The sequence below is a fragment of the Sphingobium quisquiliarum P25 genome, from assembly GCF_000445065.1.
Classification (GTDB): domain Bacteria; phylum Pseudomonadota; class Alphaproteobacteria; order Sphingomonadales; family Sphingomonadaceae; genus Sphingobium; species Sphingobium quisquiliarum.
Genome location: NZ_ATHO01000081.1, coordinates 56,128 through 71,264 on the forward strand (window position 1 = coordinate 56,128; position 15,137 = coordinate 71,264).

The window sequence follows — 15,137 nt, forward strand, 5'->3', positions numbered from 1 at the left end:
CGGACCGCGGCGATTGGACATTACTGGCACACGACAAAGCACAATTCTAGGCACAATTATGCACACAGCAGTCATCGCTCTGCCGCTTCCTAGCAATTGTCACGCTATCTGGACGCTGACCGCTGACGCTAGCGTAGAATGCCACCCGGCGGTCGTTCCTGTGATCGAGACAGTAGGGGCAATGCCCCGCCGCAGCTCGGTCGATACAAACAAGAAAATCGACCACGAACCATATTGAGAACACCAGGGGTGCGCGAGAGAGCCGGCCGAAAGCCGATCCGGATATGCGCGTCCTACACCTTGTATCGTCGTTGAGCGATCATTCTTTTGCGGCTCGCGTGGCCGGAAGATTGTGACGCATCGCCGACACCGGGACCACCGGGATCGACGTCATCCATGACGAGATCGAGATCGCGATCGTCGTGATCGAAGTGGATGAGGCCGGCGAGATTGTCGGTATCATCAGCGCGGGACACTCATGACGCGACCTCGGCATATCGACAACGCCGCGGATCGTTCGGCTCACCGGCATCACCAATGCGGACGTGCGTGATAAGATGATCGATCCGGACCGGCTTGGAAGGCCTCTCGCCGAGGCTAATGTCCGGGGCCGCACATTCGGCGGCACTCGATGTTAGGTTTATCGAAAACTTGATGCGGCTGGCGGGCACAGCGTGGACCTGTTCGATGCGCGACTTCGACCGGTCCGCTGCCGGGTTCGAAGGCGCGAAGTTCGGAAACCTTCTAACGCAAATCGGCCCCTTCAACAGCGCGCATCGCGCGATGGCTGACGTCATCACGCTCCTGCACCTTTTTTCGCACCGGCTGCCGGATGGAAGCACCATACTGGGCATTTTGCTAGTAAATGCTGAGCGCCAACTGTCCGCTTCGAGGCGGTGGGCACCCCGTTGGAGTGGCGACCCTCGCTTAATGCCCGTGGATACAGCTGAGATGCGCGTTTGCGTAGGGTTTTTTGACATCGGCGAGGACGAATGCGCCGAGGGGGAGGATGGCTCCGCGAGCACATGGCGCCCCACGGGCAGCCGCCGCGCATGATCCGCTGCCTCTGCTGGCTTCGTTCGTCAGCCTTAAGTCCTTTGCCATGCAGCATGCATGGAAAATCGCACCTTCGGCGCTTCCTGTGATCGAGTTGATGGAGAGGAAAAGGTTTCTCTTCGGCTCGGTCGATACGAACAGGAGATATCGACCATGACAAAAATGAATGTTGCAGGCGGCAGTGCTGCTGGACCTGAACCTTCGCCACCAGGCGGGGACTGGGACATCAGGATCGTGCGCCGTGTCGGGAGGCTTGAGGATTTCCCTTTGGCCAAGGACCCAGTCGCGCCGATCCGCCAGGTTGCGGTGGTGGACGTTGAGACCACCGGTATCGATCCGCTGCTCCATCAGGTCATCGACATCGCCTATGTCGTGCTGGCGGTCGATGCCCGCGGTGAGATCGTGGACATTGTGCGTAGGGGCCAATCACTCTGCGACCCCGGCATGCCGATCCCGCCTCGCATCACTATGCTGACGGGCCTTACCGATGAGCATGTCAAAGGAACAGCGATCGATCTGGATGCGCTCCAGCAGATTTTCGCGACCGTAGACGTGTTCATTGCCCAAAATTGCTCCTTCGACGCGGGCTTCCTGCGGCAGCTTCTGCCCTCCACCAAGGACGCCGCCTGGGCCTGCAGTCTGCGTGATTTCGACTGGCTCAAGGATGCCGGTCTTGATGGGCGGGCCTTGGGGCATCTGCTGATGCAGATCGGATTCTTCAACGACGGACACCGCGCCCTTAACGATGTGATCAGCCTTATCCATCTGCTGGCCTGGCGTCTGCCAAGCGATCAGACGGTGATGGGCGCGTTGCTGGCCAACGCCGAACGGGAGACCGTGCGGCTGGAGGCGACGGGCGCGGGATTTGGCAAGCGGTCGTTGCTGAAAGCGCGCGGCTATCGCTGGGACGTTGCCGCCAAGGTCTGGTGGATCGAGGTGACCTATGGCGATCTGGACGATGAGCGCCTCTGGCTACAGCGTGAGATCACCCCTTTCGGCCCCTATCCAAGCATCCGCCCCATCACATGGCATCAGCGTCACCGCTGAACGCTGAGGAGTGTGCGGCCCCCCGGGGCACGCTCGATTCTCAACAGATGAAAAGAAGAATGAGCCCCACGGCAGAGTGGAAAAATGGCTCCAGCCCCAGGCTGAACCTTCAAAGGAAATGATATGACTATCACCAACGTTACATTGCAGAACCATATGCTCTCGATCCGGGCGGAGATGGGCTACCCACTCACAGCTCCGGCTTGCCACACCCTGTCATGGTCGTCGGGAGGGCCTGTCGATATCCAGGTCGGCATGGACCTTGCCCGGCTGGCCCAGATCAGGGGTCGCGACGTGATCTACGGTGCCTGGCATGCGCTCGAGCATGAGCGGCCCAGCGAGTATGTGCTGGCTCTGCGGCAGCCCCACACTGTCGACATCATCCGCAACTGCAGCTTCTATACCGCCAAAGAGACAGCTCCGCTCGTCCTGATGTGCGAGGCGCGGGACGAGCATTATGTGCTGAACGACCGGCTTTTTCTTGAACGTCGGCCAGGGATGCCGGGGCGCCGGCTGGAACTTGGCAAGCGCCGTGCGGAGGAGCGGATCATCCACTCCCCACATGCCCGGCTCGATGAGATGCTCGACGGCGGCGGCATCATGCCGCGCGGCGGCGAGTATATGCCGACCTATGCCGAACCGTCCAAGACGGTGGTGATACAGTTCAGCTGATCTTTGGGCCGACGGCGCTGTTGTCGTCGGCTGCCTCCCCCCAATCAGGATATTTCAGGAGCAATTTCCATGCACAATACACATGCCCTTCAGCCCAAGCCCCGCAGCTGGGTCATCATCGACATCGAAAGCGCCGTGACCGATGAAAGCGGCCACCGCCGCTATATGGCAATGGAACGCTGGGTGCCGGCGCCCGGCAAGCCGTCGCGGCGCAGTTACGAACGGAGTGCGGATCCGCTCCAGACACCCCGGTGGACTTTTCAAACTATCGTGGCTGCAGCCATTATGGTTCTGGTCGAGCATGATGATGGGAATGTTGATGTTGCCAGCTTCACCACCCTCAGCGCACCTGAGTTGGACGAGAAGGGCGTTATGACCGGTATCGTCGACGCGCTAGCTGCTGCGCCAGCCGGGGCGGAACTCTGTTCATGGGCAGGGATGCTTCATGATTGTCCATTGATGTCCATGGCCTGCAAACGCCACGGCCTGACCTATCCCGCCGGATGGCGCTGGCTGGGGTTTGGCGGCAACGATCCCGTCCGGCATCTTGATCTGGCACGCACCACGACGGGCGGCTTCAAGATGAAGCCGATTCATCTGGCGGAGGTGCTGGCGTCGCTCGACATTCCGGCCAAGATCACGATTCCGGCCTATGCCGTTGCTCCGCTGATCAACCAGAAGCGGTGGGATCTTGTGCGAAGCGTGGTGGAGAATGACGTGATCAGCACCGCTCTGCTGCTGGCCCACTGGCGCAAGCTTCACGATCCGCGGACGGAGCTACACGTCGTCAAAGACCGCATCCTCCGTCGGGTTGAGGAGATGCGGCCGGAAGCGCTCTACCTTCCGGAGCTCAGTGCCTACCGGGCACGGCTGTTCAAGGCGCAGCAGAAGGAAGCGGCAGCCAGCATGGCGGCGTTCGCACCGTGGCTGCAAGACGCCGCATGATCACGCATGATCAGGATCAGGGCAGCCTTCATGGCTGCCCTGAGTTGCAGAACCTCAGTAGAAAATAGCCTAGCCTTGACTATGCCGCAGCGAAGGACTGCCTTGGATTGGACGGCAGGACGTTTGATCCGGCCTCCGGCAGGTCATCAACGAGACCCAGTGAATTTTCTTTGGGCGATAATGATGTCAATCATGGGTCTACCACAGGATGAGTTGGAGCAGCGCTGATGGTGACGATTGCCCGCGTTGATAGCGTGGATGCTCGTTTCTTGAGACAACGCATCGGAAGATTGCATTGCAAGCCGGTTTGAGCCGCGAGCCGCGTTATGATAGTCGATCTTCTTTCGGTAGGACCCCTAGACAATTTGGTCGCTCGAAAAGAAAATGGCCCCGTCGGAGCAAGCTCAACGACGAGGCCGAGGTTCAGGACCGCCCGAGGGGAACAGGCGGCAGATCCAATATTAGGTCGCGATCATGAATGCGCAATGACCCGGCCAGCGACTGCGTCAGTAGGTGGCCTGCGGTTTATCTGACTTGCGCACCAAGCGGTAGGCTCCAGCAGCGATCGCCGCCAGCAGCCCCAGCTTTGCGGCGGGCCTCAACGCACCAGATGCCACATAGCCAATGATCGCGCCCTTCACGCCGCTGTCACCGTCCCGCCGGTCGATCGCTGCCCCAACTGCTGTTCCGATCAGATTTCTCATGCGTCATCTCTCCAATTTGCCTGCGATGAGCGCATGAACCATGCCAAGGTTCCTCCGCCCTTCCAGACCGCGCCGCTCTCCATAAGTGCGCCACGCTCGTCAAAATTGCCGCCACGCCCATCAGGAACGCGCCATCGATATTCATCATTGCCGACTCCTTTCCTGTGAGGCATGTTCCACATTTGTTCTTATGTAGGAAAGGTGATTCTGCGATGGCAGAGCAGACCCCTAATCAGGCGCCACTGCGCAGCGCCGCCAAGGCAATCTACGATACGGTATACCCTTCGTCGGAATGGACGCCCGTGCCATTCGATGAGGCTGAGCGCCTTCAGACCGTCCACTATCGAAACGCCGTCGCCGCTGCCCGCTATTTTCAGCCCGTTGAGCAAGGCGCGCTGTTGTGATCCATGGCCCGCTATCGCGATGGGCTGAAGGTAGCGACTTGCAACTTCGAAGCCGCGGCCTGGCACTATTCGGTGAGGGTTGCCTGCCAATGCGGCAGCGAGGAATTCTTTGACGCTCACGGGCTTTGGTGGAAGTTTCAGCGGAAAGGCTGGAGCGATGACTTCCGGGACGCCAGGCGACGCTTCTACTGCAAGGCCTGTATGGAACGGCACGGCCGGAAGGTGCGTCCAGCTGTCATCGAAACAAGCAGAGAGATGCCGCGCTATTGCTTTCCACTGCCGGATGAGCGGGAATGGAAGCGCGCGGTGAACCGCTTCAGAGGATAGGATCATGAGCTACAAAGCTGTCCCAGAAGAACTGTTCGACATTCCCGACAATTTGTCACCCGGGGAATATCGCCATGTCTGTGCGCAGGTGGCGCTTCAGGCGGTAACCTATGCCATGGGTTCGCGCAAAGTGAAGGAAGGCCATGTCTCCATCGCGATGCCGATGCTGGCTGAAGCGCTCGCCATGGGTATCGCCATGCTGTTTACGGCTGACGACACCAAGCGAACCCCGCGCGATATTCGCCTGGCGGGTGAACATTTCGGCAAACTGATCGGCGGATTTGCCACCATCCTGCACGATGGCGAGGACAGGACAGGTAGCCAGCTGCTTGATATGTTGGGGGTGATGCCGACCAAGCTCAACTAGGAGCGACCATGTGCATTCTTTACAAGGCCCGTAGCAGTGCCGAAGAGCTCGCCCGGCTATTCGGCGCGCTTCCCGATCCGGCCGACCAGATCGCGGTCGAAAAGGATTATGTCGCTCCGGGCAAGCCCGGCCACGTTATGCGTGAACACGAAAGCCAGCGCATTCTGTCGGCAATGAGTTGGGGCTTTCCATTCCAAGGACGGCCTGTCACCAACGTGCGTAACTATACCAGCCCGTTCTGGAAGTCTGCCTTGGCAAATCCCTCCCGGCGCTGTCTGGTGCCGGTCACTGAGTTCCAGGAATGGTCGGTCGAGCCAATGCCTGACACAGGCAAGAAGAAGCCCTTCTGGTTTCGCGTCCCCAGCCAACCGGTTTTCGCCTTCGCTAGAATATGGCGACCCACGGAAAGCCTGCCGGTCTATTCCTTCCTGACCTGTGGCTATGATGGCGATGCCGCCACCCACGTGGTCGGCGCGATCCATCCCAAAGCCTGTCCTGTCATACTTCACCCGGAGGACTATGACCGCTGGCTGCGCGCGGGTCTTGACGATGCGCTATCGCTGGCGTGCGCATATCCTAGCCAGTTAATGGCCGTTGGTGACGTTTAATTTACGTAACGAAGCTAAGGCCCTAATCCCATCTAATGTCTAATGTCGTCAAATTCCGCCGCCGCAAAAAGGCGCCCCGTTCGCCTGTCATGCTGGCAAGCTTCGCCATCATCGGCATCGCCGGAGGACTCGCCTCGCTCTCAATGCCCGATGGAGCGAAGGCCAGGGATGATGTCTCCCGCACCTTTGCTCTCTGCCATACCGGCGGCGGCACCAATTGCGTGGTGGATGGCGATACGATCTGGCTTGATGGGGAGAAGATTAGAGTTGCCGATATTGATGCGCCAGAAACGCACCCGCCGCGCTGCCCAACAGAAGCAGAGTTAGGCGAGCGTGCGACGCGGCGGCTTCACCAATTGGTGAATGCCGGGCCATTCACTGTGGCCACGCTTGATCGCGATACCGATCGATATGGGAGAAAATTGCGGGTGTTGACACGGGGCGGTCAGTCACTCGGTGATGTGTTGGTTAGCGAGGGGCTAGCCCGAACATGGAGCGGCAGGCGGGAGCCGTGGTGTTGATCGCGCCGGTTTAGACGATCGAAAGCAGCCTTGGGTGACTCGGCGGCAAGTTCACCGCTGCGGGCGGCAGGGCTTTCCTTCGTATTGATGGCGGTTCAGCACATATTCGCGGCCGTTCCACCGCTCGACCGGAAAGCAAAAGCCGGGACCGCCAACTTCAATGTCTGGCCATCCGCCCGCGCCCTTCGTGTCGAGGAAATTGGGAATCCCTTGGCTCGCAGTAATAAGCTTCCACGCTCCACCCGCCTCCTTGCTGACGAGCGTGTAGCCAGTGCAGGTCATGCCGAAGCAGTAGGTGCCGCCTTCGGTGATAACAACTTCGGGGCGGCCATCGCCGTTCAGGTCACGCACCGTCTCGATGGTTCCCGGGCTGTAGCTTGAAGTGCCCGGATCGCCGCAGGCCCGCCATTGTCCGCCCTGCAGCTTGAAGCCGCCCGCGCGAAAGGCGGCGGCGCGATCCGCTGGGGAAAGTTTCGATTGGGCCAAAGCTGGTGTCGCGACAAGCGCGATGAATATGGCAAACATGACAAAAGCTTGCATCACGCTCTCCAAGGATCAGGCGAGGCAATCATATCATAAATGAAGACCCAGAGATCTGGCGCAGGCGGGTCCGTCAGGTGCCCAAAAGGCAATTTGCAGGTTTACGCTTCCCGCATGAGCCCCTTTTCCAGTTTTGCTCATACAATGCCTTTCTGGGGCCTACATCCCGAATACCTTCATTCCTGCATCGATCATCCCTTCCAGCCCTCGGCGAACTTCGCCGCGGCGCGCTGTGAAAGGTGCTTCCTCGACGATTAAAACGCCTTTCCCCGCAAGAACACGATCCTTCAGCAGCTGCTGGCGTCCGAAAAAGTAAGGCCAGAAAGTTTCCGTGCGTGTGACAGAATAAGCAAGATCGGCGGAAAATCCGACGAGTTGATCCTGTCCAAATACACGGCCCTGCTCGACAGGCTCGACGCGCACTCCTCGTCCACCCTTGAGCACGAGGCGCGCCGGCCCATGAAACACAAGATAGCGCAGTTGCAGTGTCAGCCAAGCATTGAGCGAACCCAAGCGCCAGTGGCGGGTGATGCGCAACGGGCGGGAAATTGGCTGCGTAACGGCGGCTAGCGCGCGCGGCTGGAGTACGCAGCAGGCACCATCCGGCAGAGTCAGGATCGTAACTTCTGCTAGACCATCTCGCGTCGCGGAAATGGTGGTAGCCTCACCATCCCCCCGAATGCGGGTGAGGAAGGCCAGACCGGTAGCGAAACTGGTTATCGGCTTCCGACAATCGAGGACCCACTTGGTGTCCTTCGCGCCAGCGTAGCTGCTAGTTTGAAGATAATCCTGCCGAACGAGCAGCTCCTCGCCCTGCGCCAGTCGCACCGCTACCGAAGTAGCGGACTGGGCGGCAGGGGCAATCGCAATCGCTCGGTCTTCCGGCACGTGAATGCGAATAGATGGGCGGCGCATCGCAATGGGTGCCAAGACAAACCAGCAAAACAGGCGAACCAAGTAGGGAACAGCGATAATGAGAAGAAGCGCGGCCAGCGCAGCTTTGAGAATCGCCCCGACCTTGTATTTGGTCCACACCCATTCTTTCCAGGCGGTTAAAGTTTGCCTGGCAAGCCGTTCCTGATTAGCTATCGCACCCGTGATTGCCGGGGCAACACCCGGCAGATCATTGTCGATCCACGCTTTCGCACGCTCCGGCTGGCGCATTGCTCCGGCGCGCATTTGTTCCCACATTTTCACTGCTGATTGAGCCTTGGCATAGGCTTGACCGATGTCCCGCTCTGCTGCGCACTCCCTATCTCTTCGATCGACCAAACTTGCGCGTCGATGCTGAAGCGGCAGTCGGTCTAACGTCTTGGCGAACCAGGATCGGTCAAATGCTGCGACCGCGTCGGTGGCTCTTTGACAGGACAACTTCGCAGCGTTCCAGGAACGCAGAAGCTTCTGCATTTTCTGCTCGGAGGCGAACCGGTTTTCCCGGATCCTCTCTTCGGCCCGGCGTGCACCATCGGCCGCCACCTTGATTGCCGCCTCATAATTCTGGGCTGCGCCAAGCGCTCGTTCAAGGCCTTTAAGCTTCTGCTCAAGGTAGGCGACCTTCAGAAGCCGCGCTTGCTCTTTCCCGATCGCGTCGATGTCTAGAGCCGCCTTGGCCAGCATCATCTCGAGGCTGCCTGCCGCACTCCCTTTCAGCCGCTGCAAATCGGCTTCCGTTGCAGCGATCTGACGTTCCAGTTCGACAACGCTGGCAACTTGAGCTGCCCGCCCGGTCTCCGCCAGTTCGGCCCTGAGCGTCCGCCTCTTGCGTTCAACACCTTCGCCCACGTCTTCAAGCGCGTCGGCCTGTTTTCGGTTAAGTGTTTGAGACTCGGTCCAAGCGCGTCCAATGTCGCCCGACTGCCAGACCACATAGGCCAGCATTGCCGCCAGAATAACTATGTAGAGGAGCGCTTTGCGACCCACCCATCCCGACACCCGACCTATTGCGCTCATTCTACCCCCGCGTCCTCACTCCATATCGAGGAAATGGCTGGTAGTAACCCGCCTGCCGGAGGGTGTGCTAAAATCGTAGGCGCTGGATGATTGTTACACGGCTTCAATATGATCGACTTCAAGCAGATCGAATCCGTCTCTGGTCCCAGTGACTTTGACCCGGCTGCCAAAAAGACGCTTGTGCCGCTTCAGGATTTCCAACCGCCATTCTCCACCGTCCGGCACGCGAAGGATTGGGTAAAGGCCATTCTCCAGTAGAATACCGGTCAATTCATGACGGCTCGGCCGAGGGCTTGGAATTCATCGCTCCCAATGGTTAGACTGCCAGTGGCCCCACGGAATTAATTTCCTGCTAAATGGCATGACGGCGAGACAATGAGCGGCGTTCTGCGGTGACTGGTCATATGATCACCCCCGTCGTCTTGGACCCCTCGTTCCACGGCGCGATGACGCCCCAGCGAAAAAAGACTCCGCCGACTGTGAAAAAGCGGAGCCAGTCTGAGGAAATAGTCGTCGCGTTGGCAATGAAGAAAGGGGCGTTCGTCAGAACGCCCCTTCCTGTTCGTGCGGTTACGCGATCAGTAACGCCAGGAAATGCCCAGCGAAAGCTTGTTGTTGTCCACGCGAATGCCATTGGTATCCAGATCGCGGTTCAGGCCGGCGCTGCCATAATCTTCGATCAGATATTCAACGCGGATCGACGCCTGCGCGCCGACGCGCGTTTCCAGGCCAGCGCCATAGACCAGCGCGTCCTGCATCGTCTTCGTGCCGTAGGTATCGACGCCGTCAAAAACCGTGGTCTTGAACTTGGTCGACTGCCAGCCGCCACGCGCATAAAGGGCGGTGCTGTCGGCGATCATCGCACCGAGGCGAGCGCTGAGGCCGAACGATTCGCGGGCCTTGACCTTGCCGCTGATGCTGTCCGTGCCGTCGTCGAGCTCAGCCGAAATGCTGGCGCCCGAGAAATTGGCGTTAGCTTCCACGCCGAAGAAGACGTTGTTCGACAGGGCATAGTCATAGCCGACATACACGCCGCCGCCGATGCCGTTGCCGCTCAGACCGTCGAGGTCGAGCGTGCCGATGCCGATGTCGGTGTCTTCGGCCTTCACTTCATACGCGTCGCGGCTGATCTGCGCGCCGACGAACGGACCGGAAAAGGTTTCTGCATGGGCGGAAGTAGCCCCGGCGACGATCGCCAGAAGCGTCATAGAAATTTTCTTCATGGTTCCCCTGAATTTGGTTCGCGTTGGTTTTTCGTTTCGGTTGCGACCCATGGCGGCGGGTAGTCGAGCAAGCAGATCAGGTCAAGCTCACGGCGATAGTTTCAGCAAAACTGTTGTTTGATTACAACAGGTAAGCTTGCACGCGGCATGTGAGACTCACACGATGTGCGCCCTCGAAATTCCAGATCGAAGGCGGCTAGCTGCTGGACACCGGCTGCGGAAAAGTGACCCGGCCGGATGGCCGGGTCAGGTAAAGGAAACTAATTGAAGTTCCCTTCGGGTCGCGAGGTCCTGCTGGCTGATTTAGCCTGTCATGCCTATCCGGGTTTTTCCCGGTGCTGCTCGCCGGATGGATCGACCGCGGCTCGTTGCCTGGCGCAGCAGGTGCATTTGGCCGATGATTACAATGCTTGATCTGCTCAATGTCTCCTCAGGGGATTTCCCTGCTTCACGACCTTCAACGAACTCGGCAAGGCAACCGCATGATGATTCCTTCAGGTCAGGCACGATATGATGGCACGCGGGCGCCAATGGCTGATTTGTTACTGTTGCTGGCCTACGGCTTCGGCTTCTGGCTGACACTGGGGCTGGCAGCCTATTGGGGCGGTAGAGGTTTTTATTCCGTTTGGTTTCCGGCTGCGGGCCTCCGTCTCGCCCTGCTATGGCACGCCGGGCCGCGCCTTACGCCAGCAATCGCCGCCGTGGAAATCGTGGTCAATTTGATCATGGGGCGTTTCAATCCGGGCTCGCCCGACCTGGCGATGACGCTGTGGGGCATCTTGCGGCCAGTTCTGGCTTACGGTGGCGTGGTCGCTGTCATCCGCTGGCTATCCACCGGCAGAAGAGCGGGCGTCATGGCTCCTCCGATGCCCTTCGGACTTGCCGCCGTTGCCGCACCTGGGATCGCAGCGTTCAGCGCTCTGCCAGAAGCACTGCTGCGGCCAGACCGAACGGCAGTTGAAAGCGTTCAGGATATCATGATCTCGCTCACGGCCTTTGCTGTCGGCGACCTGTTGGGCGTGCTGATCATCGCGCCGCCGCTCCTCTGGGTGGCAGAGACGATCAGCCAGCGCCGAAGCGGCATGATTGCGGCTTTCCGCGAATGCGCAATTCGCGGGAGCGCAACGCTGGAGGCTGCGCTCCTACTGGCAGGCGGGATCGCCACGACCTGGCTCCTCAACCGAATTGGACTGGGGTCCCAGCCAATGCCCCTTATCCTGGCGGTCGCGTGGATTGGTTTGCGTTCTGGGCGCTTTCCTGTGTGGGTTGCTTTGACAATCGTTAGCCTTCTTATCCTGCCGGAGACAGCAGGCGCGTTCAGCACAATTGATCGGCTGCACCTGCATCTTGACCTCGCGACCGTCGTGGTGGTCGGCTATCTTGCGGGCAGCTATTGCGACGCCCAGAAGCAGGCCCGCACGGACATCGAGCGGCGCGACCGGCTACTCTTCCAGGCCGAGCGACTGAAGACCCTGCGTGCGATGTCGGTGGCAGTTATCCATGAGATCAGCCAGCCTCTATCGACTTTGGCGATCGAGGCGAAACATCTTCACGAAATCACGGACGGGGCCGACATCGAAATCATGCGGAGCGCTGCACTGGTGGATCGCAAGGCCGCGACATTATCCAACCTTGTGCGCCGCCTGCGACGGTTCGGCGGGGCGGCGGTGGACGAGCCGAGCGCGCTGCCAATTTCGGCGTTGATCGAAAGCGTGGCCGCGATTGCAACTCCGGAAGCCAGGGATCAGGGTGCGTTGCTCAAGATCGGCCCGATCAACCCCGACCTTGTGGTGTTTGCGCAGGAGGTGGAACTGAGCCAGGCGCTGATGAACCTCCTGCGCAATGCCATCCACGCGGCGAATGACGGACAGGTCGAACTAACCGGCGAGAAGGAAGGAAAAAATGTGCGGATCATGGTTACAAACCACGTTGGAACCAGCCATCGCGCCAAGGCAGGCATGGGGGTCGGCGCTCTGGTCGCGCAGGCCATAGTGGAAGCACATGGCGGGCATTTGGAGAAGGCAAAAATCCAAGACGGCGTAGCGTCCGCTTCGATCATCCTACCGCTCGCCGGAGATGATATATGAACGCCAAAGACCCCAAGGTCTACGTGGTGGATGACGACGCCGATCTGGGCGCCACCGTAGCGCGGTTGCTCTGTCGGCATAGCTTTAGCGCGCAGTCTTTCCTGGACCCGGTCCGGCTTCTCGATATTTATGCACCTGCGCCTGCAGCCTGTATCGTCACCGACGTTATGATGGATGATCTCGATGGCTTCGGCTTTGCCGACCGGGTCCGGGTCATGGATCCGGCAGTCGCGATCATTTTCATGACGGCATGGCCCACGACCGCGAATGCGGTCGATTCGGTTCGGCGTCATGGCGGGATTGATTATCTTGAGAAGCCGCTTGATGAAGCGCGGCTGCTTGCAGCGGTTAGTGAAGGCGTGGGCTGGTCGGTCCGGAAAAGGCAGCAGCTGGCCCGCACTGCCACATTGTCTCCGCGTGAAAGAGAAGTGTTCGACCTGCTCGTGCAGGGTCATAGCAACAAGGTCGTCGCAGCCATGCTGGAGCTCAGCCCTAAAACAGTTGAGGATCACCGGGCGTCGATCATTTCCAAAACGGGCGCCAACGGGTTGGCCCAACTGATCGCTTTGGCATCGCTGGACTGATTTTCATGGACCCACCCGCACGCTTCGGGCTTCGGCCGCGGACTTGAACGCCATTCTCATTAGAACGCCGCTGCTGGAAGACGAACTCATGCTAACCCTGAACCCAATTCTATAAAGCCGGACGGCAGCGTCATGACGACCGAAATCACGGAAGACGATATCGCGCGCCTTGTCGGGGCGGCCTTTGTTAGCGGGCCCGACAAAAATCTGGTGCTGGGGTCGATCTTCAATGACTGAAATTGGCGTTCACCGGGCAAGCCTTAGATGCCAGGTCCCTCGAGGACCTTCCGGCGGCATCCGACCCAACTCGTGCCGTTCCAGGCTCGCGCATGAGCGGCAGCTCTCGCCAGCAAAGCCGACGTCTGCGTTCAATGTCAACGCAGGCGGGTAAACAGGCAATGCGGTCCATTGCCGCCTACCGAGCCATATCCGGGTCCTGGTTTCCTCATCGAACGCCCGCGGCGTCGCGGTCGTCCTCGCCAGACATGCGCTCGATGATCGGGCAATCGGGGCGGTCGTCCCCATGGCAGCGCTCCGCCAGTTCGAGCAGCGTCTGGCGCAGTGCCTGAAGCGCTTCTGCCTTGCGGCCGAGTTCTTCCGCGCGGGCGACGGCGAGTGCCTTCACTTCGGCGCTGGCGCGCTGGTTGTTGCTCCACAGCCCGAGGAGATCGCGAATATCCTCGATCGGAAAGCCGAGGTCGCGCGCATTGGCGATGAAGCGCAGGCGGTGGACATCGGCATCGGCATAATCGCGATAGCCGCTGTCCCGGCGCGGCGGCGCCGGGATCAGGCCGATCTTCTCATAATGGCGGATCATCCGCTGCGAGACGCCGCTCGCCTGCGAGGCCGCGCCGATATTCACAGCTTCACCCGGTTGAGGCGCAGCGCGTTGGCGACGACGCTCACCGACGACAGCGCCATCGCCGCCGCCGCGATCATCGGCGAGAGCAGGATGCCGAAGACCGGATAGAGCAGCCCCGCCGCGATCGGCACACCCGCCGCGTTGTAGATGAAAGCGAAGAACAGGTTGTGCCGGATATTCGACATCGTCGCCTCACTGAGCTGGCGGGCCCGGACGATGCCGTTGAGATCGCCCTTGAGCAAGGTCACGCCCGCGCTTTCCATGGCAACGTCGGTGCCATGTCCCATCGCGATGCCGACGTCGGCCGCCGCCAGCGCCGGGGCATCATTGACGCCATCGCCCGCCATGGCGACGACGCGGCCTTCCTGCTTCAGCCGCGCGACGACATTCGCCTTCTGGTCGGGCAGCACATCGGCCTCGACCGCATCGATGCCGAGTTGACGCGCAACCGCTTCAGCCGTGGTGCGATTGTCGCCGGTCAGCATCACCACCTTGATGCCGTCGGCGCGCAGGGCGGCCAGCGCCTCGGGTGTCGTCGGCTTGATCGGATCGGCGATGGCGAAAATCCCCACGGCCCGATCATCCAGCCCCATGAAGATCGCCGTCGCGCCATCGCCGCGAAGTGCATCGGCCTCGGCGACAAGCGGCGCGGTATCGATCCCCGATTCCGCCAGGAAGCGCGCATTCCCCAATGTGACCCGCTTGCCTTCGACGGTGCCCAGCGCCCCCTTGCCGGTGGGTGAATCGAAATCGCTGACGGGAGGAATGTCGATGCCTCGGCCCGTCGCCGCATCGACGATCGCCAGCGCCAGCGGATGCTCCGAGGCGCGCTCGACGCCGGCGGCAATCCGCAGCAACTCGCTTTCCGCATAGCCATCCGCCGCGACGATCCGGGTGACGGCGGGCTTGCCTTCGGTCAGCGTGCCGGTCTTGTCGACGACCAGCGTGTCGACCTTCTCCATATGCTCCAGCGCTTCGGCATTCTTGATCAGCACGCCAAGCCCCGCCCCGCGCCCGACGCCGACCATGATCGACATCGGCGTCGCCAGCCCCAATGCGCAGGGGCAGGCGATGATCAGCACCGATACCGCCGCGATCAGCCCATGGGCAAAGCGCGGCTCCGGTCCCCAGACGCCCCAGATGACGAAGGCGAGGACAGCGACCCCGATGACAACCGGCACGAACCAGCCCGAGACCTGATCGGCCATGCGCTGGATCGGCGCGCGCGAGCGCTGCGCCT

The 15,137-nt window shown here is 60.4% G+C and carries 18 protein-coding genes; 10 read left to right on the forward strand and 8 right to left on the reverse strand.

Annotated features, from left to right (window positions below; genetic code table 11):
• Positions 1-293: 293 nt before the first annotated feature.
• Positions 294-476: a hypothetical protein gene (locus L288_RS43030; protein WP_152522065.1), complete on the reverse strand. Its 183-nt coding sequence runs from the start codon at positions 474-476 to the stop codon at positions 294-296.
• Between the two features lie 733 nt (positions 477-1,209).
• Between L288_RS43030 and L288_RS31725 the strand changes: the two genes are divergently transcribed.
• The 3 genes from L288_RS31725 to L288_RS31735 all read left to right on the forward strand — a co-directional run bounded on the left by L288_RS31725 (position 1,210) and on the right by L288_RS31735 (position 3,720).
• Positions 1,210-2,103, forward strand: a complete 894-nt coding sequence (locus L288_RS31725) for a 3'-5' exonuclease (protein WP_236613020.1) — start codon at positions 1,210-1,212, stop codon at positions 2,101-2,103.
• 123 nt (positions 2,104-2,226) lie between these two features.
• Entirely contained in the window at positions 2,227-2,775 is a 549-nt protein-coding gene (locus L288_RS31730; RefSeq protein ID WP_021238245.1) for a hypothetical protein, read from the forward strand.
• A gap of 69 nt (positions 2,776-2,844) precedes the next feature.
• Positions 2,845-3,720 (forward strand): 3'-5' exonuclease family protein, encoded by an 876-nt coding sequence (locus L288_RS31735; protein ID WP_021238246.1) that lies wholly within the window; start codon positions 2,845-2,847, stop codon positions 3,718-3,720.
• A 506-nt stretch (positions 3,721-4,226) separates the two neighbouring features.
• Here the strand turns inward: L288_RS31735 and L288_RS31740 are convergent.
• Positions 4,227-4,424, reverse strand: a complete 198-nt coding sequence (locus L288_RS31740) for a hypothetical protein (RefSeq protein WP_021238247.1) — start codon at positions 4,422-4,424, stop codon at positions 4,227-4,229.
• Between the two features lie 212 nt (positions 4,425-4,636).
• Between L288_RS31740 and L288_RS31745 the strand changes: the two genes are divergently transcribed.
• From L288_RS31745 to L288_RS42355, 5 genes are read left to right on the forward strand one after another with little or no spacing between them, the layout of a single operon-like run.
• Positions 4,637-4,828 (forward strand): hypothetical protein, encoded by a 192-nt coding sequence (locus L288_RS31745; RefSeq protein ID WP_021238248.1) that lies wholly within the window; start codon positions 4,637-4,639, stop codon positions 4,826-4,828.
• Positions 4,829-4,831: 3 nt separating this feature from the next.
• Positions 4,832-5,155, forward strand: coding sequence for a hypothetical protein (locus tag L288_RS31750; protein ID WP_021238249.1), 324 nt, complete (start codon positions 4,832-4,834; stop codon positions 5,153-5,155).
• Between the two features lie 4 nt (positions 5,156-5,159).
• The gene (locus tag L288_RS31755) at positions 5,160-5,522 is read left to right on the forward strand and encodes a hypothetical protein (protein WP_021238250.1); all 363 of its coding nucleotides are present in this window, start codon (positions 5,160-5,162) and stop codon (positions 5,520-5,522) included.
• Between the two features lie 8 nt (positions 5,523-5,530).
• Positions 5,531-6,130, forward strand: coding sequence for an SOS response-associated peptidase (locus L288_RS31760; RefSeq protein ID WP_021238251.1), 600 nt, complete (start codon positions 5,531-5,533; stop codon positions 6,128-6,130).
• 35 nt (positions 6,131-6,165) lie between these two features.
• Positions 6,166-6,651 carry a thermonuclease family protein gene (locus L288_RS42355; protein WP_236613021.1) on the forward strand — a complete coding sequence of 162 codons (486 nt, stop codon included), beginning with the start codon at positions 6,166-6,168 and terminating at the stop codon, positions 6,649-6,651.
• A gap of 51 nt (positions 6,652-6,702) precedes the next feature.
• Here L288_RS42355 and L288_RS31765 read toward each other — a convergent pair whose 3' ends face one another.
• From L288_RS31765 to L288_RS31775, 4 genes are all read right to left on the reverse strand, one after another.
• Positions 6,703-7,191 carry a hypothetical protein gene (locus L288_RS31765; protein ID WP_021238252.1) on the reverse strand — a complete coding sequence of 163 codons (489 nt, stop codon included), beginning with the start codon at positions 7,189-7,191 and terminating at the stop codon, positions 6,703-6,705.
• A 159-nt stretch (positions 7,192-7,350) separates the two neighbouring features.
• The gene (locus L288_RS31770; RefSeq protein WP_236613022.1) at positions 7,351-9,069 is read right to left on the reverse strand and encodes a hypothetical protein; all 1,719 of its coding nucleotides are present in this window, start codon (positions 9,067-9,069) and stop codon (positions 7,351-7,353) included.
• Positions 9,070-9,234: 165 nt separating this feature from the next.
• Positions 9,235-9,366, reverse strand: coding sequence for a DUF5818 domain-containing protein (locus L288_RS43875; RefSeq protein ID WP_236613023.1), 132 nt, complete (start codon positions 9,364-9,366; stop codon positions 9,235-9,237).
• A gap of 353 nt (positions 9,367-9,719) precedes the next feature.
• Positions 9,720-10,349 carry an outer membrane protein gene (locus L288_RS31775; RefSeq protein WP_021238255.1) on the reverse strand — a complete coding sequence of 210 codons (630 nt, stop codon included), beginning with the start codon at positions 10,347-10,349 and terminating at the stop codon, positions 9,720-9,722.
• Positions 10,350-10,846: 497 nt separating this feature from the next.
• On the opposite strand from L288_RS31775, the gene L288_RS31780 reads away from it, so the two are divergent.
• Both L288_RS31780 and L288_RS31785 read left to right on the forward strand, forming a co-directional pair.
• A complete protein-coding gene (locus L288_RS31780; protein ID WP_031304367.1) occupies positions 10,847-12,451 on the forward strand; it encodes an ATP-binding protein in 1,605 nt (534 codons plus the stop codon).
• Positions 12,448-13,035 carry a response regulator transcription factor gene (locus L288_RS31785; RefSeq protein ID WP_021238257.1) on the forward strand — a complete coding sequence of 196 codons (588 nt, stop codon included), beginning with the start codon at positions 12,448-12,450 and terminating at the stop codon, positions 13,033-13,035. The genes L288_RS31780 and L288_RS31785 overlap by 4 nt, the downstream gene beginning before the upstream one ends.
• A gap of 445 nt (positions 13,036-13,480) precedes the next feature.
• Here L288_RS31785 and cueR read toward each other — a convergent pair whose 3' ends face one another.
• Together cueR and L288_RS31795 are read right to left on the reverse strand one after the other, a co-directional pair.
• Entirely contained in the window at positions 13,481-13,897 is a 417-nt protein-coding gene (cueR, locus tag L288_RS31790; RefSeq protein WP_021238259.1) for a Cu(I)-responsive transcriptional regulator, read from the reverse strand.
• A partial coding sequence (locus L288_RS31795) for a heavy metal translocating P-type ATPase (protein WP_021238260.1) occupies positions 13,894-15,137 on the reverse strand: 1,244 nt, incomplete at its 5' end. The genes L288_RS31795 and cueR, both read right to left, overlap by 4 nt.